The organism is Stenotrophomonas sp. 78350_Sma, from assembly GCF_056482105.1.
The window spans coordinates 148,032-169,814 of the sequence record NZ_CM151182.1 but is presented as its reverse complement, the minus strand read 5'-3'; the positions used below and the strand labels follow the sequence as shown (position 1 = coordinate 169,814).

At 67.5% G+C, this 21,783-nt stretch carries 26 protein-coding genes; 9 read left to right on the top strand and 17 right to left on the bottom strand.

The window, feature by feature from the left end; translation table 11 throughout:
* Positions 1–3: 3 nt before the first annotated feature.
* The 3 genes from ACZK4H_RS00695 to ACZK4H_RS00685 all read left to right on the top strand — a co-directional run bounded on the left by ACZK4H_RS00695 (position 4) and on the right by ACZK4H_RS00685 (position 2,282).
* A complete protein-coding gene (locus tag ACZK4H_RS00695) occupies positions 4–954 on the top strand; it encodes a DUF2268 domain-containing putative Zn-dependent protease (protein WP_478473039.1) in 951 nt (316 codons plus the stop codon).
* 212 nt (positions 955–1,166) lie between these two features.
* The gene (locus ACZK4H_RS00690) at positions 1,167–1,439 is read left to right on the top strand and encodes a hypothetical protein (RefSeq protein WP_012509703.1); all 273 of its coding nucleotides are present in this window, start codon (positions 1,167–1,169) and stop codon (positions 1,437–1,439) included.
* A 156-nt stretch (positions 1,440–1,595) separates the two neighbouring features.
* Complete coding sequence (locus tag ACZK4H_RS00685) at positions 1,596–2,282, top strand: hypothetical protein (RefSeq protein ID WP_099551593.1); 687 nt, start codon at positions 1,596–1,598, stop codon at positions 2,280–2,282.
* A gap of 13 nt (positions 2,283–2,295) precedes the next feature.
* On the opposite strand, the gene ACZK4H_RS00680 is transcribed toward ACZK4H_RS00685, so the two are convergent.
* Positions 2,296–2,670, bottom strand: coding sequence for a glyoxalase superfamily protein (locus ACZK4H_RS00680; RefSeq protein WP_099551594.1), 375 nt, complete (start codon positions 2,668–2,670; stop codon positions 2,296–2,298).
* Between the two features lie 196 nt (positions 2,671–2,866).
* On the opposite strand from ACZK4H_RS00680, the gene ACZK4H_RS00675 reads away from it, so the two are divergent.
* Positions 2,867–3,547: a DUF2306 domain-containing protein gene (locus tag ACZK4H_RS00675; protein WP_099551595.1), complete on the top strand. Its 681-nt coding sequence runs from the start codon at positions 2,867–2,869 to the stop codon at positions 3,545–3,547.
* Here the strand turns inward: ACZK4H_RS00675 and ACZK4H_RS00670 are convergent.
* Complete coding sequence (locus ACZK4H_RS00670) at positions 3,533–4,660, bottom strand: helix-turn-helix domain-containing protein (RefSeq protein ID WP_099551596.1); 1,128 nt, start codon at positions 4,658–4,660, stop codon at positions 3,533–3,535. The two genes, ACZK4H_RS00675 and ACZK4H_RS00670, sit on opposite strands and share 15 nt — an antisense overlap.
* Positions 4,661–4,756: 96 nt before the next feature.
* Positions 4,757–5,422 (bottom strand): Ivy family c-type lysozyme inhibitor, encoded by a 666-nt coding sequence (locus ACZK4H_RS00665; RefSeq protein ID WP_099551597.1) that lies wholly within the window; start codon positions 5,420–5,422, stop codon positions 4,757–4,759.
* 137 nt (positions 5,423–5,559) lie between these two features.
* Here ACZK4H_RS00665 and ACZK4H_RS00660 point away from each other — a divergent pair, with 137 nt between their 5' ends.
* Positions 5,560–6,015: a YybH family protein gene (locus ACZK4H_RS00660; protein WP_099551598.1), complete on the top strand. Its 456-nt coding sequence runs from the start codon at positions 5,560–5,562 to the stop codon at positions 6,013–6,015.
* Between the two features lie 143 nt (positions 6,016–6,158).
* Here ACZK4H_RS00660 and ACZK4H_RS00655 read toward each other — a convergent pair whose 3' ends face one another.
* The 5 genes from ACZK4H_RS00655 to ACZK4H_RS00635 form a co-directional block, all read right to left on the bottom strand.
* Positions 6,159–7,184: an NAD(P)H-dependent glycerol-3-phosphate dehydrogenase gene (locus tag ACZK4H_RS00655; RefSeq protein ID WP_005407597.1), complete on the bottom strand. Its 1,026-nt coding sequence runs from the start codon at positions 7,182–7,184 to the stop codon at positions 6,159–6,161.
* Between the two features lie 20 nt (positions 7,185–7,204).
* Positions 7,205–7,723, bottom strand: coding sequence for a protein-export chaperone SecB (gene secB / locus ACZK4H_RS00650; RefSeq protein WP_004153553.1), 519 nt, complete (start codon positions 7,721–7,723; stop codon positions 7,205–7,207).
* A 99-nt stretch (positions 7,724–7,822) separates the two neighbouring features.
* Complete coding sequence (locus ACZK4H_RS00645) at positions 7,823–8,260, bottom strand: rhodanese-like domain-containing protein (RefSeq protein ID WP_004153552.1); 438 nt, start codon at positions 8,258–8,260, stop codon at positions 7,823–7,825.
* A 57-nt stretch (positions 8,261–8,317) separates the two neighbouring features.
* Positions 8,318–8,743: a hypothetical protein gene (locus ACZK4H_RS00640; protein ID WP_049429838.1), complete on the bottom strand. Its 426-nt coding sequence runs from the start codon at positions 8,741–8,743 to the stop codon at positions 8,318–8,320.
* A gap of 32 nt (positions 8,744–8,775) precedes the next feature.
* The gene (locus tag ACZK4H_RS00635) at positions 8,776–9,243 is read right to left on the bottom strand and encodes a YiiD C-terminal domain-containing protein (RefSeq protein ID WP_005407593.1); all 468 of its coding nucleotides are present in this window, start codon (positions 9,241–9,243) and stop codon (positions 8,776–8,778) included.
* Positions 9,244–9,278: 35 nt separating this feature from the next.
* Between ACZK4H_RS00635 and ACZK4H_RS00630 the strand changes: the two genes are divergently transcribed.
* The 3 genes from ACZK4H_RS00630 (at position 9,279) to ACZK4H_RS00620 (ending at position 12,471) form a co-directional block, all read left to right on the top strand.
* The gene (locus ACZK4H_RS00630) at positions 9,279–10,088 is read left to right on the top strand and encodes a uroporphyrinogen-III synthase (protein WP_099551599.1); all 810 of its coding nucleotides are present in this window, start codon (positions 9,279–9,281) and stop codon (positions 10,086–10,088) included.
* Between the two features lie 103 nt (positions 10,089–10,191).
* Positions 10,192–11,169 carry a uroporphyrinogen-III C-methyltransferase gene (locus tag ACZK4H_RS00625; protein ID WP_099551600.1) on the top strand — a complete coding sequence of 326 codons (978 nt, stop codon included), beginning with the start codon at positions 10,192–10,194 and terminating at the stop codon, positions 11,167–11,169.
* Between the two features lie 6 nt (positions 11,170–11,175).
* On the top strand, positions 11,176–12,471 hold the full coding sequence (locus tag ACZK4H_RS00620; RefSeq protein ID WP_099551601.1) for a heme biosynthesis HemY N-terminal domain-containing protein: 1,296 nt from the start codon (positions 11,176–11,178) through the stop codon (positions 12,469–12,471).
* An 88-nt stretch (positions 12,472–12,559) separates the two neighbouring features.
* Here the strand turns inward: ACZK4H_RS00620 and ACZK4H_RS00615 are convergent, their stop codons facing one another.
* Complete coding sequence (locus tag ACZK4H_RS00615) at positions 12,560–13,855, bottom strand: acetyl-CoA C-acetyltransferase (RefSeq protein WP_099551602.1); 1,296 nt, start codon at positions 13,853–13,855, stop codon at positions 12,560–12,562.
* Positions 13,856–13,948: 93 nt separating this feature from the next.
* On the opposite strand from ACZK4H_RS00615, the gene ACZK4H_RS00610 reads away from it, so the two are divergent.
* Complete coding sequence (locus ACZK4H_RS00610) at positions 13,949–14,836, top strand: hypothetical protein (protein WP_099551603.1); 888 nt, start codon at positions 13,949–13,951, stop codon at positions 14,834–14,836.
* 125 nt (positions 14,837–14,961) lie between these two features.
* Here ACZK4H_RS00610 and ACZK4H_RS00605 read toward each other — a convergent pair whose 3' ends face one another.
* The 8 genes from ACZK4H_RS00605 to ACZK4H_RS00570 all read right to left on the bottom strand — a co-directional run bounded on the left by ACZK4H_RS00605 (position 14,962) and on the right by ACZK4H_RS00570 (position 21,768).
* Positions 14,962–15,588, bottom strand: a complete 627-nt coding sequence (locus tag ACZK4H_RS00605; RefSeq protein WP_099551604.1) for a superoxide dismutase family protein — start codon at positions 15,586–15,588, stop codon at positions 14,962–14,964.
* A gap of 31 nt (positions 15,589–15,619) precedes the next feature.
* Positions 15,620–16,189 carry a superoxide dismutase family protein gene (locus tag ACZK4H_RS00600; protein WP_014645498.1) on the bottom strand — a complete coding sequence of 190 codons (570 nt, stop codon included), beginning with the start codon at positions 16,187–16,189 and terminating at the stop codon, positions 15,620–15,622.
* Positions 16,190–16,282: 93 nt separating this feature from the next.
* Positions 16,283–17,731 carry a nitrogen regulation protein NR(I) gene (gene ntrC / locus ACZK4H_RS00595; RefSeq protein WP_099551605.1) on the bottom strand — a complete coding sequence of 483 codons (1,449 nt, stop codon included), beginning with the start codon at positions 17,729–17,731 and terminating at the stop codon, positions 16,283–16,285.
* A complete protein-coding gene (locus ACZK4H_RS00590; protein ID WP_099551616.1) occupies positions 17,724–18,785 on the bottom strand; it encodes a two-component system sensor histidine kinase NtrB in 1,062 nt (353 codons plus the stop codon). The genes ntrC and ACZK4H_RS00590 overlap by 8 nt, the downstream gene beginning before the upstream one ends.
* 82 nt (positions 18,786–18,867) lie before the next feature.
* Complete coding sequence (locus ACZK4H_RS00585; protein WP_032130155.1) at positions 18,868–19,182, bottom strand: hypothetical protein; 315 nt, start codon at positions 19,180–19,182, stop codon at positions 18,868–18,870.
* A 72-nt stretch (positions 19,183–19,254) separates the two neighbouring features.
* On the bottom strand, positions 19,255–20,421 hold the full coding sequence (gene mltA / locus ACZK4H_RS00580; protein ID WP_099551617.1) for a murein transglycosylase A: 1,167 nt from the start codon (positions 20,419–20,421) through the stop codon (positions 19,255–19,257).
* Positions 20,422–20,488: 67 nt separating this feature from the next.
* On the bottom strand, positions 20,489–21,235 hold the full coding sequence (locus ACZK4H_RS00575) for an N-acetylmuramoyl-L-alanine amidase (protein WP_099551618.1): 747 nt from the start codon (positions 21,233–21,235) through the stop codon (positions 20,489–20,491).
* 275 nt (positions 21,236–21,510) lie between these two features.
* Positions 21,511–21,768: a hypothetical protein gene (locus tag ACZK4H_RS00570; protein ID WP_239503794.1), complete on the bottom strand. Its 258-nt coding sequence runs from the start codon at positions 21,766–21,768 to the stop codon at positions 21,511–21,513.
* Between the last annotated feature and the right edge of the window lie 15 nt (positions 21,769–21,783).

Here is a 21,783-nt window from a genome sequence, read left to right as displayed (position 1 = left end):
CTGATGCGGGCACTGATCCTGATCGCCTCGCCGGTCGCGCTGCTGCAGGCACAGGCAGCTGATCACGTCGTTGCTGCCGGGTACATCGTCGTACAGACAGACGATGTCACGCGCTTCTTCAAGGTGTTGGACGCCAACCACGGGCGCCCAAGCGCCGATGATCTGCAACACGGCTATCTGGATCCGGGTACGGATGCCCTGCGCAGCTTCACCGACAGCCGTATCGGCTCGATGGAGCGGCTGGCCAGGGCCATCCAGGACAAGCCGGCATTGTTTGCGAAAGCGAGAACCTGCGCGAGAGCATTGCCATCGATCCGCACGCGCGTCGCCGCTGCCGTCGATCAACTGGGCGCCCTGTTGCCATCTGCGCGCTTTCCCCCGGTCACCGTACTGGTGGGCCGCGGCAACAGTGGTGGCGTGACCACCGAAGCAGGTGTGGTCATCGGACTGGAAGCGCTGTGCAACGCCGACTGGATGCAGGCCGATGTAAGTGACCGCTTCGTGCACCTGATCGCCCATGAGTACGTGCACGTGCAACAGCCCGGTGCACGTGTGGACGTCGAGCAGCCCACCCTGCTCTATCAGACGCTGCTGGAAGGCGGTGCCGAATACGTGGCCGAACGGATCTCCGGGCAACCGGCCAACGCACATCTGCAGCGTTGGACGCAGGGTCGCGAGTGTGCGCTGGAGCGCGCCTTCCTGCAGGACAGCATGGGTACCGATCTTTCGAGGTGGCTGTACAACGGCCCCGGCGACGACGCGCGCCGCGGAGATCTCGGCTACTGGATCGGCTACCGCATCGCCCATGCCTATGTTGCGCGCGCGCCCGACACGCGCAACGCCATCGCCGAACTGCTGGATGTCCAGCCTGGAAACGCTGCAGCGCTGTTGGAAGCAAGTGGATGGCAACCTGCGTGCGGAGCAGGCGAAAGCACGCAGACGCGCATGCCGTGATGCCGGCTTCATGCAGGTGAATGGGTGATGTTTAACAGGCACAAGGCGATACGCCGATGCAGATCAGCTCGCTTGATCCCGCTTGTTAAGGTTTGTTGATTTACAGGCCTTCACAGCCCATCCACGTACTCAAATTCCAGCTGAAAGCGCTTGGTAGCGCCGGGAACAAACGCCGCTATATTCCAGCTTCCCCAGACGAAGGAGGGAGTGGAATGAAACTGACCTCGCAACACATGAAGATGGCCCGTGCACTCAGCGTGGCGCTCATCGCCACCGTGAGCCTTGGCGCTTGCGCCTCTTACAAGAACGAGTTTGCAACGATCAACTCGCGTCTCGACCAGCTCGATGTAAAGGTGCAGGGCGCCGCCCAGAGTGCCGAGTCCGCCAACCAGTCGGCGCAGCAGGCCAACCAGCGTCTGGACCAGATCGAAGGCCGCGTGCAGCAGCTTGAAAGGGCACCCGCCGGCCGCAAGCCGCGCGGTTAATCGCTCCCTCACCGTTTGAATTGATCCACCTCTGTATCGGGAACCAGTGGCCTTCGCCGGCCACTGGCATCCTTCCACCAAGATTGCATTGCAAGGAGCCGTCCCATTCGCACTTCCTCCTCCCCTGCACGCCGCGCCCTCCATGCCGCACTGGCCATGGCACTGGTCGTTGCGTGCAGCGGCGTAGCCAATGCCAGGGACAAGGACGCACCTGCACCTCCGGTGGCCGCAGTCGATGAACTTCCCGCTGACCAGGGCGTCTCCGAGACAGTGATCGAGCTGGCCGGCTGGGTGGTCGCCAGCAAGGACAACCAGGGTTATCCGTTCGCAATCATGGACAAGGCGGCCGCGCAGGTACTGGTCTTCGGTGGAGACGGCAAACTGCGTGGCGCGGCGCCGGCGCTGTTCGGTTCGGCCATCGGCGATCACTCGGCCCCCGGCGTTGCCAAGCTCGCGTTGAGTGCGATTCCAGGCCATGACCGCACCACCCCGGCGGGCCGTTTCATTGGTGGCTACGGCCCCTCCGACGATGCCGGTCGCGTGCTGTGGGTGGACTACGATTCCGCCGTCTCGATGCACCCGCTTCCGCCAGGCACCCCGAAAGAGAAGCGCGCCGAACGGCTGGCATCACCTTCGCCGGACGACAACCGCGTTACGCACGGCTGCATCAACGTCACACCTGCGTTCTACGAGCAGATCGTGCAGTCCACGTTCGAGAAGGGTGGTGTGTTCTACATCCTGCCGGACAAGGATTCGATCGCGAAGACGTTCCCGGAGTTCGCGCAGAGCCGTGGGGATGCAAAGGACGAAGACGAGAAAGGCGCGCGGCGCGCGAGCAAGTAATGGGCAATGCACGCTAACGGGCGTTGTCCCTGTTCTCCATGACTTGCCCGATGCTGAGCTCATTGCCACTTGGGTCCGCTATGCGGAAATCGCGCATGCCGTAGGGCCTGTCCCCGATGGGGACGATGATCGTGACGTTCGAGCCCGCAAGCGTTTCGTAATAGTCGTCGATACCGGATATGCCCAGATAGACATGTGCCGCGCCTGCAGGCTTGCTATCGGCCTGTTGCGTGAGGGTGATCTCCACCCCGTCGCGGCAGACGGCGGCAATGTCCGCTGGATCGCCCCACGACCATGCCAGTTCGAATCCGAGCACGCTGCGGTAGAACGCTATCGACTCCGCGAGATGGTCTACTGAAAGGATGGGAGAGATGGACTCGATCTTCATGGGCTCGACAGTCCTTCCATGCTCCGGTGTTGGCTGATCATAGCTTCCAACCGGTCCCCGGGCCTGACCATCTGAAACAGCGAACGAGCACAGCCAGCCACCGTTGCCACTGTCAACGGGTCACCCTGGCCGTACTCCTCCACCGGTCCCATGTACGACTCCGCCGATCTGGACGATTTTTCGCCTCGTCGTACCCATGCTCGGGCCTCCATTTCCCCAAGGAGGTTCCGAGATGCCACACCGCTTTCCCAAGGCCGCCCGCTGGACGGCCGGGCTGGTCTTCACCCTGCTCTGCGCCGCCGTGGCGGCCTACGCCTTCGCCGTGCTGTACGGCCAGCCACACGCGGACAATCCCCTGCAGATGAAGTTCGCAGCATCCGGCCTGGATGTTCCCGCCCACCTCTTCGGCGGCGGGCTGGCCCTGTTGCTGGCGCCGTTGCAGATGAACGGATGGATCCAGCGGTACGTCCCCCGCCTGCATCGGCTGAGTGGCGGGCTGTATGCGGGCGGGGTGCTGATTGCCGGGCTGGCCGGCCTCTCCCTGGCATTCCACGCCGAAGGTGGAGCGCCTACCGGCATCGCCTTTGGCCTGCTTGCCGTGGCATGGTTGGCCACAACCGGCATCGGCGTCGGCCACGCGCTGGCCGGCAACCTGGCCAGGCACCGGCAATGGATGTGGCGCAGCATCGCTCTTACCGCGTCGGCGATATCGTTCCGGCTGATCCTGGGCATCGGGCTGGGCGTGCTGCATCTACCCTTCGCCCCGGTCTATCTGGCCGCCGCCTGGGGCTGCTGGTTGTTCAACCTGACGGTCTGCGAACTGGTATTGCGATGGCCGCGGCGCTCATCGGCCACGGCGTTGTCAGCGGCTCGGTGATTCCGGGGCGCCAGACATCGCATGGCGCTTGCGGAAGACGCTGGGTGTTTCATCCAGCCGGCGCTTGAACGCCGCGTTGAACGTCGATTTCGAGGTAAAGCCGCAGGCATAGGCGATATCCAGAATGGTCCGGGCGTCAGCACCATCGGCCAGATGGGCAGCGGCGGCTTCAATCCGCTGGCGGTTGATGTAGTCGCAGAAGTTCTCGCCGAAGCGGCGGTTGATGACCACCGAGACCAGGTATTCGGGGTAGCCGCAGCGTTTGGCCAGCTGGCCGATGGTGAGCGCCGGTTCGCGGTACAGCTGCTGATCGGTCATCAGCTGCGACAGGCGCACCTCGACATCGACAAAGCGCGGGGCGTCAGCGCTCGACGCCGTGTCGGGCTGCGCTGGCGGGGGTTCAATGACCGACTCCACCACCACGGCCACCTGGGTGAGGCTGAAATACCCCATCAGGAAAACCCAGGCCGCCACCAGGCCGTAGATCAGCGGATAGTCGATCCAGGGGATCCGCACCAGCCACTGCAGGGTGGCAACGAACCAGATGGCAATCTGCGAGATCGCCATCGCGTCGATCCAGTGCAGCGACATCCGGTCCGCATCCGAACGTCGCTGCAGCAAACCGCGCCGGTAACGCCAGACACGCAGCAGACCGGCAATCACATAGGAAAGGCTGTACGCGTACAGCACGATGTTCAGCCGCATCCATTCCAGGTCCGCGATGCCCGTCAGCAAGCGCGCATGGATGCCTTCAGCCGATACCAGCCCCCGCAGGAAGAAACCTGCGTGCAGGGCCAGCACGATGATGAACCCGGATAGATGCACACTGTCGCGGCAGCGTGCGGTCCGCGCCTCGGTGAGGACACTGACGTAGACATAGAACAGGCTGCCGTACAGGAATGGGAACAGGCCGACGAACCGCAGCGCCTTGCCGGCCGTGGGGTAGGACGGATCCCAGTAGACTGCCTTCACCGCAAGATCGATGCCGATCAGTGCGATCCACACCGCCAGCACACGGTTCGCCCCGGCATTGACCGGGCGGCGCCACAGGGCCAACGCCAGCAGCGCGGCCTGTGCGGCGCCAATGGCGAAGACGACGGTCCAGAAAGCCATGCAGGGAGGCCGATGGGCAACGGGCTGGTGTGAAATCTTAGCAGCCGGTTTCCGGGCGAAAGAACAGGACGAACGGCACAGAGCCCGCCCGCCACATCACTCGCAGAGCGCGCTGTCTTCCTTCAACGCGGCATCCTGCAGTGGCTGGCGCTGTTCGATCTGCGCGCGTTGTTCCGCCGTCGGCTCGCCCAGCCACCACACACGGCAGCGCGCGGTAAGACGGCCGACCATCTTCGCTTCCGTCGGCGAATACAGCATCGCCAACGCGGTGCCGGGGCAGTCGTGGGCCTGGCAGGCGGTGTAGAACCACCACGGCTCGCCCTGCAGCACCACCAGCTCGCCAGGTCCGCTGGGCCCGCTCAACAGGCGTTCGCGCAGCGACGGAATCTCCTTGTCGGCGGATTCGGCCGCGGCCGTGTTCTTCATCAGGGCGTTGAACGCGGCCAGCACCTTCGGGTCCTTGCGGCCGCAGTCGTCCACGGTGTTGCCGCCCACCAGGGTGAAGAAATGGGTCGCCAGCGGGTTGTCCGCACAGGTGAGTTCGCCGCCGGCGCTCGGGTCTTCCGGTTCGCCTTCGTTGTCCCACACCGAGGGGTCCACGCCGTCTTCGACGGACGGTTCCTTTTCGACCACCGTCGCTGTGGCGGCCGGTGCTTCGGTGGCCGGTGCCGGTGCGGCCGGTGCTGCATCCGGTGCCGGTGCCTGTCCGCAGGCCGCCAGCAGTGCGACCATCATCGCCATCCCTGTGATTCGAATCTTCATTCCGTGTCCTTGTCTGATCTGCGGTGCATGCAGCCGCGCGGGCGCCTGCGAGATTCTAACCAGCGGCGCGCTAGGATGCGTCTGAAGCCTTCCCACCATCGCCAGGGCCTGGACGCATGCGCCGCACACGACTCGCCATGATTTTCTCCAGTGCCCTGCTGCTGGCATCGCCGGCAATTGCCCACGATGCAGAAGGCGTGAAGCGTGCACAGCCTCTCCCGGATCCAGCCCTGCCCGCACCGCTGGACCGTGTACTGCGCGACTACGAACAGGCGTGGCGCACAGGTGATGCCAAGACACTGGCGGCGCTGTTCACCGAGGATGGCTTTGTACTGCAGAGCAACCAGCCGCCGGTGCGCGGGCGCAGCGCGATCGAGGCCGCGTATACCGGCCAGGGCAGCAGCCCGTTACGGCTGCGTGCCTTGGCGTATGCGGTGGAGCGGAATACGGGTTACATCATCGGTGCCTACGGCTACGGTAACAACGCGGGCGATACCGGCAAATTCACGCTCACGTTGAAGCGCGTGGGTGACGGGCCGTGGCTGATCTTCTCGGACATGGACAACGGCAACGCGCCGCCGCGGGCGCGGTGATGAATGCCGCCGGGCATGGCCCGGCGCTATCGGGCGCCAACCAAGGTTGGCGGCTACCAGAGGCGGGTTCCGTCGTAGATCCACGCCATCCGTGGATGGGGCGCGCACAAAAAAACCCCGGCACGTAGCCGGGGTTTTTCGATTCACTTGAACAGCGTGTCCGGGTATTCCGGTTTCTGTTCCCGCGCCAGCAATGCGCGCAGGCCTTCTTCCGGCGTCTGCTCGCCGTGCAGCACCGCACGCACGCGGTCGGAGATCGGCAGGTCGATGCCATGACGGCGTGCCTGTCGCATCACTTCGTCGGCGGTCTGCACCGACTCGACCACCTGGCCGATTTCGCGCACGGCATCCTGCAGCGTCTGGCCGCGGCCCAGGGCCAGGCCCAGGCGGCGGTTGCGCGACAGGTCGCCGGTGCAGGTCAGCACCAGATCGCCCAGGCCCGCCAGGCCCATCAGCGTTTCCGGCTTGGCACCGATCGCAGCAGCCAAGCGCAGCATCTCGTTGAGGCCACGGGTGATCAGGCCGGCGCGGGCGTTGAGGCCCAGCTGCATGCCATCGGCCACGCCGGTGGCCACGGCCAGCACGTTCTTCATCGCGCCGCCCAGCTCGGCGCCGACCATGTCGTCGCCGGTATAGGCGCGGAACGCCGGGCCATGCATCGCCTCGGCCACCGTCTGCGCGAACTCGGGCACGTCGCCGTGCACGGTGATCGCAGTCGGCAGGCCCTGGGTCACTTCCTTGGCGAACGACGGCCCGGTGACAACGGCCAGCGGCACGTCCTCACCCAGCACTTCGCGCGCCACTTCATGCAGGAAGCGGCCTGATCCGGGTTCGAAGCCCTTGGTGGCCCAGGCCACGCCGGCACCGGCCGGACGCAGCGGCGCCAGCGCACGCACGGTTTCACCGAAGGCATGCGACGGGGTCACCACCAGGATCCAGGCCGCGCCCTCCACCGCCGACGCCAGGTCGGTGGTGGCACGCAGGCTGTCCGGCAGCGGGATGCCCGGCAGGTAACGCGGATTCTCGTGGCGCTGGTCGATGGCTTCGACCACGGCAGCATCGCGCCCCCACAGCACGGTCGGATGACCGTGCCGTGCGAGCAGGCTGGCCAGCGCGGTTCCCCAGGAACCGGCGCCCAGCACGGCGATCTTGTCAGCGGTAGTGCTCATCCGTGACGTCGCGGCAGGAATCAGGCGTTGCCAGCCGGCTCGGAGTCAGCCAGCGACGGTGCGTCGCCCTGCTCCTGGCGCTGGCGCAGGGTTTCTGCGTACAGGCCTTCGAAGTTGATCGGCTGCAGGAAGAACGGCGGGAAGCCGCCGGCCTGGATCAGGTCGCTGACCAGCTGGCGCACGTAGGGGAACAGGATGTTCGGGCACTGGGTGCCGAGCAGCACGTCGATCGACTGCGGGTCCAGGCCGACCAGGCCGAACACGCCGGCCTGCTTCACTTCGGCCACGTAGGCGGTGCGCTCACCGGCCTGGCAGGTCAGGGTCACGGCCAGCACGACTTCGAAGGCGTTCTCACCCAGGCGCTGCACCTGCTGGTTCAGGTTCAGCTGCAGCTCCGGCTGCACCTGGTCGTTGAAGATGGTCGGAGCATTCGGCGACTCGAAGGAGACGTCCTTGACGTAGATCTTCTCGACGGTGAAAGCAGGGCCGGTAGCGGCATCGACCGGCGCAGCGGCGCCGTTGGTGATCTCTTCGGACATTTCCAGTAACTCCAATGAATGCAATGAAAACGATGGTCGAACTACTGCGATGGGGGCGGGATCAGGCCCATACAAGGCCGGATCCGCCACCTGCGGCAATCAGTTGCGGCCCTTGACCAGCGGCAGCTCGGCCTGCTGCCAGGCGGGAATGCCGCCGTCGAGCACGTAGACCTTCTCGAAGCCGGCCTTCTTCAGTGCCTTGGCGGCGGTTTCCGAGGCGTTGCCGCTGCGGCATACCAGCACCACCGGCGACTGCTTGGCATTGGCCACCAGCTTGTTGTCCGGGCCGAAGGCACTGGCCTGGGCGTTGCGGCTGCCGGCAATGTGACCCTTCTCGAAGTCACCGCTGGCCGACAGGTCGACCACCACCGTGCCGCCCGCGTTCATCAGCTGGGTCAGTTCGGCGGGCTTGATGCCCTTGAAGCCCCGGAACAGGCGGCGGATCTCGGTGACGATGATGGCCACGGTCAGGCCGACCAGGGCCGCGGACAGCATCGGGTTTCGGCCTGCAAAGGCCAGCAACTCTTCGTAATTCACTCAGGTCACGGGTCGATTAAGCGGGCGCCGATTGTCGCACAAGCCGGACGCGGCCCGTCACTGCCCCTTCCACAGGTCCGGCAGGCCGGCGGTCTGCCACCAGCGCTTGGCCTCCGGATCCCAGCGCCAGCGCTCGACCACCATCACGGTGCGTTCGGCCTGGGTGTTCTGGTTGATCACCCCGATTTCGACCCGGCGCTCGACCAGGCCGCCTTCCAGCGCCGCGCTGCTGCGCTCGCGGTAGGACGACACGCGCAGCTGCGCGTAGCGGTTGAGCTCGAACTCGGTGGGCGGCTTTTCCTTGCGCTGCTTGGGGTCGAGGTAGCCGATGGCATCGTCCATGCTGCCCCAGCGGATGGTCGCCCCGTAAGCGATCTGGGTCTCTTCCAGCAGCTTTCGCTGCTTGCGGCTGAGGTCGTCGGCCGAGGCTGCGGCGCTGGCCAGCAGCAGGGAGCAGATCAGGAACTGGATCAGGCGGCGCATCGGTGGTTTCCCCAGAACGTCAGCCTGCCATCCTACCCTTTGGCGAAGGCAACAAAGCGACCGCTGAACTCGGCGGCCGGCTTGCCATCGGCACCGGGCTGGGTGGCGATGATGCTGATGCGGGCCTTGCGGCGCTGGCGGAAGGTGTTCAGGAAGGCATCCCAGCCGGTGGCTTCGGCCGCTTCGGCATGGGCATGCAGGTCTTCGTAGACCGGGGCCAGGTAGCGCAGGTTGCTGTCGGCCACGTAGACCTCGGCATCGTGGCCGGCAAGGCGCAGGCGCAGGCTGACCAGTGCCCAGCCCGACAGGGTCAGCACCGAGGCCAGGCTGCCACCGAAGGCATTGCCCTTGTCGTTGACGTTGGCGGCCAGCGGCGCGGTGATGCGCAGCACGCCGTCGGCATAGCCGTCGAGCTGGATCTGCATGGCGCGGACCGCCGGCATGCAGTCCAGCACGTCCTGCAGGGCGGCCAACGAGGAAGTCAGGGCATCAACGGACATCGGAGCAGCGACCACGACAACGAAGGGCCCGCATAATGCAGGCAATGGCCGACCATACGATACCCACTGGCGCTGCCGGTTCCGAGGCGGGCTGGACCTTCATTTCGCTGCGCCCGCGGGGCCAGAATGCGGCGCTGCGCCGCGCCGTTGCTGGGCTGGGCGGGCATGTAGTGGCCCTGCCGCCCTGGCGCTTGCAACGCCTGCAGGGCACGCCAGTGGTGCGCCAGCTGCAACGCGCGCTGAACTGCGATCGGGTGGTGTTCACCAGCCCGGCTGCGGTGGCCGCAGCCGCCGCGCTGCTGCCGCTGGCCGACGCGCAGCGCAGTCCCTGGCTGACGGTGGGCGAAGGCTCCGCGCGCGCGTTGCGGGCGCAGGGCATTGACCAGGTGCATGCACCGCAGCGGATGGACAGCGAAGGCCTGCTCGCCCTGCCGGTTCTGGCGCAGGTGCAGGGCCTGCGCATCGGCCTGGTCACCGCTCCCGGTGGACGCGGCCTGATTGCCGCGCAGCTGCAGGCGGCCGGCGCCACCCTCGAACGCGCAGACGTCTACCAGCGCTGCCTGCTGGGCCTGCAGCCACGCGTGTTGGCCCGACTGGCGCGTTCAGCGTCTCCCTGGGTGCTTGCGGTCAGCAGTGGCGAAGCGCTTCAGCATTTCTGGCGGCAGATTCCGGCTGCCTTGCAGCAGCGTCTGCGGGCACACGCCAGCATCGTGGTCGCCAGCGACCGGCTCGGTGAACAGGCTCGCGACCTGGGCCTGCACCGGGTCGTGCGCAGTGCCGGTCCGACCACTGAACAGTTGGTCGCCGCTGCACACGCCACACTCACCGGCCCGGCAGCGACCTGAACAGGGACGTGCGTCACGCTTGCCGCTGCCGTCGGCAACAGTGATGCTGTGCACAACGCGGCCTGCCGGAACCGACTGGCAACACAGCCGACAAGGAAGCCCGATGAACGACACTCCGCCCGCTGCTCCACCCCATCGACCCGTGCGCTGGCTGCTGCCGCTGGCCGGGGTGGTCGTGCTTGGTGCGGGCGGCTATGCCGGCTGGTACTTCTGGCAGCAGCAACAGGAAGAACAGCACGCGCAGGCGCAGACCACCGCCGTGCAGCTGCAGGGCCTGGAAGCCACGCTGGACGCGCTGCGTCGTGACCAGCGCGCGACCAGCCAGCGCCTGCAGGATGCGGCGGCCACCAACCGCGTGCTGCGCGACGAGATGCTGGGCCTCTCGCAGCGCAGTGCACTACTGGAAGAGAACCTGGCCAAGCTGGCCGACAGCGCCAACCAGGGCCGCCAGGCGGTACAGCGCGATGAGGCCGAGCTGCTGCTGACCCAGGCCGCGCAGCGCCTCAACTACGCCGACGACGTGGACGGCGCGCGCCGTCTGTACGCGCAGGCTGCCACCGCACTGGCCGATCTGCCCGACAGCGAGGGCCTGAACCTGCGCCAGGCGCTGGTGCAGGAGCGCGATGCGCTCGATGCGCTGGGCGCCGGCCCGCGCGTGCAGTCGCTGCAGCGGCTGGATGCCTTGGCCAGGGCACTGCAGGGGTTGCCCTCGCAGGTAACCGGCAACGCTGCGACCGACACCGCAAGACCGTGGTGGCAATCGACGCTGGCCCCGTTCGTGGACATCACACCGAGCCGCCAGAACGGCCCGCTGACCGCTGCCGAACGCCGCAATGCCGACGATGCACTGCAACTGGAACTGACCCTGGCGCGCGCCGCGATCGAACGTGGCGACCGCGCCGGCCGCGATACCGCGTTGGCACGCGTGGAGCACTGGGCACAGCGACGCTGGCCGGATTCACCGGCCCTGCGCGCGCAACGTGCTGAACTGAAGGCCTTGCGCGAGCTTCCGCTGCAGGCCAGCAACGCCGTTCTTGGCAGCACCCTGCAGCAACTGCGCACCCAGACCGACCGGAGGTAATCCCGCATGAAACCCCTGCAATCCCTGGTCGTGCTGTTGCTGGCCGTGGCCATCGGCGTGGTCGCCGCGCAATGGCTCGGCGCCGATGACCTCAACCGCTTCGGCGAAGTGACGCTGCGCTACGGCGGCTACGACTACCACAGCAACCTGCCGAAGGTGGCGCTGCTGTCGGTGATCGCGGTGCTGGTGCTGTGGCTGCTGTGGAGCCTGATTGCCGCACCGTTCCGTGCCTGGGGCCGCTACCGCCGCAAGCAGGGCCGGGTACGCCTGATCGATGGCCTGCAGGCCTACGAACACGGCCAGTGGCAGCGTGCCGAAAAGCTGCTGGACGGCGCGGCCAAGGATCCGGAAGTGAGTGCGGTGGCGCTGGCCAATGCCGTGCGCAGCGCACAGGCGCGTGCCGATGGCCCCGCGGGCGAGGCGCTGCTGCAGCGCCTGGGCGAAAGCGATGCCACGTTGCAGGCGCTGCTGCGTGCGGAACAGCTGCTGGCGCGCGATCTGCCGGTGGACGCCATCAACGCATTGGACGTGGCGGCGATCCAGCCACTGCCGCCGCGTGGCCTGTGGCTGCGCACCGAAGCGCTGGCGCGTGCCGGGCGCGCACACGAGGCCTATGGCCAGCTGGGTGCGCTGCGCCAGAGCAAGGTGCTGCCGGCCGAATCGAACAGCGAACTGGAGGCACGCCTGGCCGCACAGGCGCTGCTGGAAGCAGCCGACGTCAATGCGCTGGCCGCGCAGTGGGAAGCCACGCCGAAGGCGCTGCGCCCCACTCCGGACGTGGTCGGCGCCTATGCCAGCCGCGCGGTGGCACTGAACTGGGACGAGCCCGCGCTGCTGGCGCTGGAACAGGCTCTGGACCATCGCTGGGACGACGAACTGGTGGCGCTGTATGGCCGCCTGCCGGCCGAGCGCCTGGCCACGCGACAAGCCAACCTCGCGCGCTGGCGCAACGTGCACGACAGCTCGGCCGCGCTGCGCCTGGCACAGGGCCGCGTGGCACTGGGCCAGCAGCAGTGGGATGCCGCCGATGCGTTCCTGCACGAGGCCATCGCCGCGGGCGCCGGTGCACCGGCCTGGGAAGCACTGGGAGAACTGTTCACGCAGCGTGGCGAGCACGCACTGGCCGCGCAGTGCCTGTCCAATGCGCTGCGCCTGCAGCGCGGCGAGGACAGCGTGGAGCTGGTGCGCAGCATTGAAGCGCCGTCGCGGGCCACGGTGGAAGAGCAGCCGATCGCGGTGCAGCCGCCGGTGTATGACGCCAACGAAGAGCGCGACGAATTCGGCAACCCGCGGTTGCCGTGAAGCGTGCCGACCAACGGTCGGCACCCACCGGAGCAACAAAAAAACGCCGCCCATTGGGCGGCGTTTTCATGTGTGGAACGTCGCGCGATCAGCGTTCGACGATCGCGACCACGCCCATGCCGCCGGCGGTGCAGATCGACACCAGCGCGCGGCCACCGCCGCGTTCTGCCAGCTGCTTGGCTGCGGTAGCAATCACACGTGCGCCGGTGGCGGCGAACGGGTGGCCGGTGGCCAGCGACGAGCCCAGCAGGTTGATCTTGTCCGGGTCGATGCGACCCAGCGGTGCGTCCAGGCCCAGGCGGTTGCGGCAGTAATCCTCGCTCTCCCACGCACGCAGGGTGCACAGCACCTGCGCGGCGAAGGCTTCGTGGATCTCGTAGATGTCGAAGTCCTGCAGGGTCAGGCCGTTGCGCTTGAGCATCTCCGGCACGGCCACCGTCGGCGCCATCAGCAGGCCTTCGCCATGCACGAAATCAACGGCCGACACGTGGGCATCACGCAGATACGCCTGCGGCTCATGGCCATGCGCACGAGCCCATTCCTCACTGGCCAGCAGCACCGCGGCGGCCCCGTCGGTCAGCGGCGTCGAGTTGGCAGCCGTGAGCGTGCCACGGCCGGAGACCTTGTCGAAGGCCGGCTTCAGCGTGGCGAGCTTTTCCAGCGAGGTATCCGGGCGCAGGATGTTGTCGCGCTCGACGCCACGGAACGGTGCGATCAGGTCGTTGAAGAAGCCACGCTCATAAGCGGCAGCGAGCTTCTTGTGCGACGACACCGCCCACTCGTCCTGCGAGTCGCGCGAGATGTTCCATTCCTTGGCCATGTCCTCGCAGTGGTCGCCCATGCTCTTGCCGGTGCGCGGCTCGGCCACGCCCGGGAACTCGGGCTTGAGCTCGGAGAACTTGAAGCCAGCGGTGAGCGCGCGGATCTTGTCGCCGGTGCTCTTGGCACGGTTGGCGGCCAGCAGGCGCGCGCGCAGCTTCTTGCCGTAGACGATCGGCACGTCGGAGGTGGTGTCCGAACCGCCGCCGATGCCGGATTCGATCTGGCCCAGCGCGATCTTGTTGGCGACAGTGATGATGCTGTCCAGCGAAGTACCGCAGGCGCGCTGCAGGGTGATGCCGGGGGTCAACGGCGACAGGCCGGAGGACAGCGTGGCTTCGCGGCCCAGGTTCCAGTCGCTGGAGTGCTTGATCACCGCACCCATCGCCACTTCACCCAGCTGCTGGCCGTGCAGGCCGAACCGTTCGACCAGCGCGCCCAGCGTACGGACCGACATGCCGAGGTTGCCGACATCCGAATACGCGGTGTTCTGGCGGCAGAACGGAATGCGGACGCCACCGAGGATGGCGACGGGACGAGCGTTGGGCATGGAGATACCTGGCATGGATGAGGGTGTCTGCAACATGGCCTGCACGACGGAGCAGGCATAATGGAGCCAAGTGTAGCTGCCGCCCTGTGATGGGCCAACCGTGGAACCATGAGCAAACCCGACCCCGCGATGAATGCCCTTGGCGTGCTGGCCCTGGAACTGGCCGGCGGTGAAGTCCCCCGCCAGGCGGTGCTCAGCGCTGAACAAGCCGGTGAACTGGCCGATCGCGTCGGCCGCGACCTGTCCAAGCTGGTGCCGCAGGTGGCCGAGCTGGACCTGGTGTTCGCCGCCGCCCATTTCGACCCGGCCGAAGTGCTGCGCCCGGGCTGGCCGATCCATCGCCGCCTGGAAGAACTGCAGATGCGCGCCCCGGGCCGCAACCAGGGCCCGCGCCTGCTCGCCTTCGGCACCGATGCCCAGGGTGACGTGCCCCTGCCCTTCCAGGCCGATGCCAGCCTGGTGGGCGGTGGCCTGCGCGTGGTGCCGTTCCTGTTGACCGGCAGCGACGTAGCCACCACCAACACCGTCGCCAACGCGCTGGAAGAAACACTGCTGGCCAACGGCATGGCGCATGCCGATACCGCGTTGATGGCGCAGAACACCTTCGGTGCCCGCATCGAGCACGCGCGCTACTTCACCGTGAATGATCTGGCCGCGATGATGTCGATGCAGTACGACAACCAGGGCCTGGCGGCGCTGTGGCCGCTGATCGAGACCGCGATCATGGCGCCGGGCGAGGACGAGTGGCTCAACGCCGCGCCCGAGCCGCTGCTGCGCTATACGCATGGCGAAGCGCGCATGGCGCTGTTCGACCCGGCCGGCTGGTGCGCGCACTACAACCACGGCAAGAACGACTGTGACCGCCTGAAGGGGATCTACGAGCAGTTCCTGATGCGCCAGCGGCAGATGGCCGCAGTGCTGGAAGCGCACGGCGTGCCGGTGCTGTTCGTGCACTGCGAGGCCGGCCAGGACGCGCGCGAGCTGCTGGCGCGCTGAAGGCCGGTAGTGCCGGCCGCTGGCCGGCAACCTCCGGATCTGCGATTGCCGGCCAGCGGCCGGCACTACCGATCAGGAAAAACGCCGGCTTGCGCCGGCGTTTTCTGTTCCCAGCACGATCGGCCTTACGGGGCCTTCTGGATCACCGCACACGCCAGGCGCGCGCCGGCGTTGCCGGTCGGCTGGGTCTTGTAGTCGTCCGCATCGGCGTGGACGATCAAGCCGCGGCCGATGATGTCGAAGTCATCACCCTTGCCGATGTTGACGTTGCTCGACACCGGGCCGTCGATGGTGGCCACGCCCTTGTCGTCGGCCTTGATGTTGGGCATGTCACCGCCGTGGTGCGGATCGGTGGCCACGCTGCCGTGATCCTGCTTGCCCGGATTGAAGTGGCCACCGGCGCTCATGCCGTCCGGGGCACTGCAGTCGCCCTTCTCGTGGATGTGGAAGCCGTGTTCGCTACCCGGCTTCAGGCCACTGATCTGGCCGGTCACATGGACCTTGCCGTCAACCACCTTGAAGGTGACGCTGCCCTTGGTCTCGTTGCCCTGGGTCGGTGCCAGCTCGGCGCTGGCCGAGGCGTCGGCAGCCGGTGCAGCCGCCGGGGCCGGCGTCACAGCCGGTTCGGTGGTGGCGCCGTCGGCCGGCGCGGCCGGCGGGGTTTCAGCCTGCGGCGCGGCCGGCTGCTGGTTGCAGGCCGCCAGGCCCAGTGCAGCAATGGCCGCGAACAGCGAAGTGTGGATCAAACGCATGGAATCTCTCCCTGGATGGTGCCTGCAGTGATCAGCGGACAACCCGGATCACGCCACAGGCGATGCGGACGCCGGCATTGCCGGCGGGCTGGCTGCGATAGTCGTCGGCGTTGGCATGCACGACCAGTGCACGTCCGGCGATATCGGTGGCGGCGCCTCCGCCAAGGGTAACGCCCTTGAGGTGGATATCGACGTTGGCGCGGCCCTGGGCGTCGGCACGCAGATTGTCCATGTCGCCCAGGTGGTGCTTGCCGGTGCCGGCGCGACCATGCGCAGCGCCACCGGGATTGAAGTGATTGCCGGCACTGCTGGCATCCACCGCGCTGCAGTCGCCGCGCTCGTGGATGTGGAAGCCGGCCTGCTGCATCGGCTGCAGGCCACCGATCAGGCCGGTGATGTGGATGCCACCGGGCTCCACCATCAGCGCGATGCGGCCACTGACGATGCTGGCCGAAGCCGGCGACAGATTGGCCTCGCCCTGTTTCGCGGCGCTGACCACGGTCGGCGGTGGCGGGGTGGGCTCGGCCTTCTTCGGCGCACTGCCACAGGCAGACAGCAGCACGGCGGCGGACAACGGCAGGATGGCAAAGGACAGACGCATCGAAGACTCCTTGCAGGTGACACTACGGACGGCATCGTCCATGAACGATCAACGGTTCGGCAAGCGGGCGCGAGGATCGCGTGCAGGGACCGTTCAATGGCCCCCGCGGCGGCGCCCGGCGCCCAGCTTGCGGGTAAGGGTATTGCGGCCGAGGCCCAGGCGGGCAGCGGCTTCGGCTCGGCGGCCATGGGTGATCTGCAGCGCGGCCTCCAGCAGGGCATGGTCGACCCGCTCGCGCACCTGCGCGTGCAGCCCTTCCACGCCTTCGGCCAGCTGACGGCGTGCCCATTCGGCCAGCAGCGCTTCCCACTGCCCCGGATCGGCGCTGGTGGTGCTGCTGCGGCGACCGCGCGTACGGTTGAGCGCGGTATCGACGTCGGCCACGCCGATGGTGTCGGCGGCGGCCAACGCCGCCATCCGCCAGCACACGTTTTCCAGTTCGCGCACGTTGCCCGGCCAGTCGTGTTCCCGCAGCGCCTGCAGGGCGGCAGCGGTCAGGCGCTTCGGTGGCGTGTCCAGCTTGCGCGCGGCGGCGGCCAGGAAGGTGCTGGCCAGTTGCGCGATGTCCTCGCGGCGCTCGCGCAGCGGCGGCAGCTGCAGGCGCACCACATCCAGGCGATGCAGCAGGTCGGCGCGGAACTTCCCCTGTGCAACCAGACCTTCCAGATCCTGGTGGGTGGCGGCGATCACGCGCACATCGACGCGGATCAGTTCACGGCCACCGACACGGAAGAACTCGCCCTGCGCCAGCACGCGCAGCAGGCGGGTCTGCAGCGGCAGCGGCATGTCGCCGATCTCATCCAGGAACAGCGTGCCGCCATCGGCCTGCTCGAAGCGGCCGATATGGCGGCGCTGCGCACCGGTGAAGGCGCCGGCCTCGTGGCCGAACAGCTCGCTTTCCAGCAGCTCGGCCGGGATTGCGGCAGTGTTGAGTGCAACGAACGGACCGTGCGCGCGTGGTGATTCGCGATGCAGCGCATTCGCCACCAGTTCCTTGCCGGTACCGGTCTCGCCGGTGATCAGCACCGCCAGTGGTGCCTGCGCCAAGCGGCCGATGGCGCGGAACAGCGCGCGCATCGGCGGCGTATCACCCACCAGTTGCGGCGGCTGGTCGCTGGGCGTTTCGGCGGCGGGGCTGGACGCGGCCAGCGCCGGCGCCACCGCCGGCAGCACACGCTGCGCCAGCGCCACGGCATCGTCCAGGTCGAACGGCTTGGACAGGAATTCATGCGCGCCACCGCGGAACGCACCGGCGGTGCTGGCCACATCGGTATAGGCCGACATCACCACCACCGGCAGCTGCGGCAATGCGGCCTTGAGCTTGTCCAGCAGCACCAGGCCGTCGTCGCCGGGCATGCGTACATCGGTGAACAGCAACGCCGGTGGCGGGCCTTCGCTCAAGGCCTGCAACGCGGGCGTGGCGCTGTCGAAATCGACGACCTGGTAGCCCGCCTCGCGCAGCGCGGTGCACAGCACGAAGCGCACGGCACGATCGTCATCGACCACCCAGATGCGCTGCGGGGACGAAGAAGACTCAGACATCGCGCGGGGCCTCCTCGGCCGGGGCGGCGCTGCTGACGATCGGCAGCAGCAGGGTGAACACGGTATGGCCCGGGCGCGAGCGGTAGGTCAGCGTGCCGCGGTGTTCGCGCGCCACCTGCTGGGCCAGCGCCAGGCCCAGCCCGGTGCCCTCGGCGCGGCCACTGACCAGCGGCAGGAACAGGTGTTCGGCCAGTTCCTCGGGCACGCCACGGCCGTCGTCGGCGATTTCCAGGCGCAACGCCAGCGTGTGCAGCTGCTCGGCAATGCGCACGCCATGCTCCACGCGGGTGCGCAGGGTGATGCTGCCGGCGCCGGCCTGGATCGCGTTGCGCACCAGGTTCCAGACCGCCTGGGTGAGGCGGTCGGCGTCGCCATGGAATTCGGGAATGCTGGGGTCGTAGTCGCGCTGCAGCCGTACCGCCCAGCCGGCTTCGCTCTCGGCCAGGCGCAGCACGCGCTCCAGCGCCGCATGGATGTTCAGTTCGGCATGCGGCGCGGCCGGGGCCGGCGACAGCAACTGGTCGAGCAGGCCGTTGAGGCGCTCGATCTCCGAGCCGATCAGTTCGATCAGCTCGCGTTCGCTGGCGTCGCGCTGGGCCGCGCGGCGGGCCAGCAGCTGGGCCGCGCCCTTCAGCCCGGCCAGCGGGTTGCGCAGCTCGTGGGCCAGCCCCTTCAGCGCTGCACTGAGCGCGCTGGGCAGGGCCTGGGTCGGGTCGAGCCCGGGGAATTCATCGACCGGATGCGCCTCCAGCAGCCAGCCGCCATCGTCGCGGCGGCTCATCCAGCCCTCGGCGAAGCGCGGCGCCTCGCCGGGCACCGCCAGCGCCAGCCGGTTCAGGCGCAGGCTGTCGCGCTCATCGCGGGCCAGGAAATGGGCCAGTGCCTCGCCCTGCACTTCCAGTGCAGCCAGCGGCCGCCCCAGCAGGCGCCGGACGCTGACGCCCAGCCAGCGTGCGAAGGCCGGATTGCAGCCGGCGATGCAGCCATCGGCCCCGGCCCAGGCCAGCGGCGTGCCCAGGGCATCGAGGGACGGCGGGGGTGCGGGGTCGGACATTGCACCAATGTAGTGCAAAACGCGGGGTTCGGGGTCAGAGCTCTTTCCGTGAGGAAAGGGCTCTGACCCCGGCCGGGCAGCGTTACACCGGGTAGCCGGTGGCTTCCCTGGCCTTCTTCCAGGCGCTTTCGAATTCGCGTGCGGAAATTTCGTCGTCCTCGTCGAAATCCAGGAACGACACCGGCTGGTCGGCCAGCAGGAAGCGGTCATCGCTGTGGGCATGCTCGTCGGCCCAGACCATCTTGGTGCCGTAGATTTCCACTTGGCGCACGATCTTCTCGCCGCGCGCTTCCATCAGCACGTTGCCCTTGCCCAGGCCCGATTCGGCCCAGTGCTTGTAGTACTTCTTTGCGGCGGACTTCGCGCCGGGTTTTGCGTTGTGCTTTGCGTAGGTCATTGCAGGGGTCCTGGCCGCAGGCGCGGCCGGAAAGTTCGGAATGGCGCCATTATCAGGCATCCGGGGGGCAACCTACCGCGGCAGCGCCACGCTCTTCGGCCACAGCATCCAGATATTGCCCTTCTGCTTCATGTCGCCGGCCAGCTTGCCAGCAGCATCGCCGCTGCCCCAGTAGAGGTCCGCGCGCACTTCACCGGCGATGGCGCCGCCGGTGTCCTGCGCGGCCACCGGGCGCACCACGGGCGTGCCATCGGGGCGCGTGGTCGACAGCCACAGCAGGCTGCCCAGCGGCACCACGGTGCGGTCCACCGCCACGCTGTAGCCGGCGGTGAGCGGCACGTTCAGTGAACCACGTGGACCCTCCGGGCTGTCCGGGTTGCGCACGAAGAACACGTAGCTGGGGTTGCTGCGCAGCAGTTCCGGCACGCGCGCGGGGTTGGCCCGTGCCCAGGCACGGATGGCGTCCATGGTGACGTCTTCCTTCTTCAGCTGGCCCTGGTCGACCAGCCAGCGGCCGATGGCACGGTACGGGTGGCCGTTCTGTTCCGCATAGGCCAGCCGCACCTGCTTGCCATCAGCCAGGCGCACCCGGCCGGACCCCTGGATCTGCAGCAGCTGCAGATCCATCGGGTCGGTCAGCCAGGCCAACACCGGGGCCTTGGCGCCCTTGGCCGCGATGGTGCCAGCGTCGTCATAGGGCTTGAGCACCTTGCCTTCGACGCGCCCGCGCAGGCGCTTGCCTTTCAGTTCCGGGTAGAGGCTCTCCAGCTGCACCACCACCAGATCATCCGGCGTGCCGTACACCGGCACCGTCGCCTTGTCGGTGCGGGTCAGGCTGCCGGCGTAGATCGGCTCGTAGTAGCCGGTAATCAGCCCGTCGGCCTGGTGGCCGCCGGCACGCAGCGCATAGACATCAAGGTCGCGCTGCAGGAACTGGCGGATCGCGGCCGGGTCCTTGTCTGATACCGCGGCGGCGGTGGCGCAGGGCTTGGCCCAGACCGCATCGTTCTTGAGGCGGCTGCAGCTGCTGCGCCAGGCAACGAAACCGGCCTGCAGATCGCTGTCGGAAACCGGCGGCAGTGCGCTCCATGCAGCCTTGGCGTAGGTGGCCGCGGGCGGTGTGGCCGGCGTCGGCACTTCGGATCCGGTACGGGGAGCGGTGGTGGAGCAGCCGGCGAGCACGGCCGCTGCCAACAGGGTCCAGTGCTTGCGCTTGAAGAAGGTAGCGGAATCGATCATGCCGCCATGGTGGAGTGCCGGCCGCTGGGCGGCAACCCAACGCGGGGCCAAGCGTTCATGCGCGGGGTCACGGCATCTGCAGCAGCAACGAGTGCAGGATGCGGGCATCTTCGGCATCCAGCGTCTTCGGCAGGTCGTCGCGGCCGCGGAAGCGGCGGTGGAACGCGGCTACGGTGGCCTCGCGGTTGTCCAGCGGATAACCGAAGCGGGCCAGCGCATTCCACGCGTCGAAGCCTTCCGGTGCCGCGCCGTCAGCGGCGCGCGGCCATACCCCGAAGCCAGCCTCGGCCAACTGCTGCCAGGGGAAGAACCGGCTCGGATCCTGCTTGCGCGTCGGCGCCAGGTCGGCATGGCCGATCACCTGGCGCGGCGGGATGTTCAGGCGGGTGGTGAGGTCGCGCAGCAGCACGATCAGCGATTCGATCTGCGCCGGGCTGAAGGGGCTGCGGCCGTCGTTGTCGAGCTCGATGCCGATCGAGGCCGAGTTGAGATCAGTGATGGTGCCCCAGCGTCCGGCACCGGCATGCCAGGCACGGCGCTCATCGGCCACCAGCTGGTAGCGATGGCCATCGGCGCCGATCAGGTAGTGCGCGCTGACCGGGCCACCGCTATTGGCGGTGCGCAGCGTATGCAAGCTCTGCTGCACCGACTTCTGCTCGGTATGGTGCAGCACGATGATGACCGGGGTGCGCGCGTTCTGGTTGGGTGACGGCACCCAGGTGGCGAGCGGGTTGTGCTGCACGGGCGCGGTAGCCGTGCAGGCCGAAAGGGCCAGCGCCAGCAGTGCGGAAACCAGAAGGCGGGGGCTGATCATGGGCAGATTGTAACCACGGACCGCAGCCGTGGTTCGACGCAGCGTGCCGAACGACATCGCCGATGACCCGCAGTCCACGTGCTGGTGGCAGTGCCTGATCATTAAGATGTAGCGGATCACATGAAAAGAGCGAAGCGGCAGTATGGGGCAGCAGGGCCCGCAAAGATCAGATCCTGCCCCAATCTTGCGGCATAGATGCTCTCGAACTGGAAGGAAAGCACGAAGCGCGATTCACATCCCGCAGCATAGCGCTTGATGAAACGGCAGATTTCTTCTCAAGCGCATTCAAATCCGCTTGCGCGGAAATGGAACGAACCCAGCAGCCCCACGCGCCACTCGGCCTCCAGCCCTTCTGCGACGACAGCCTCCGGCGGCTCAACGATGCGGAACCCGAACCCCGTGTTGGACGCTGGAAGATACCCCTGCAGCTTGTCCAGACCATCGGAATACTCGGCCTGGATCGAATCCAAGGCTCGTTGCACGGCTTCGAGTTTGGAACCAACCTCGACTTCAAGAAACAGCGAAATACTCATCGTCGAACCTTTACA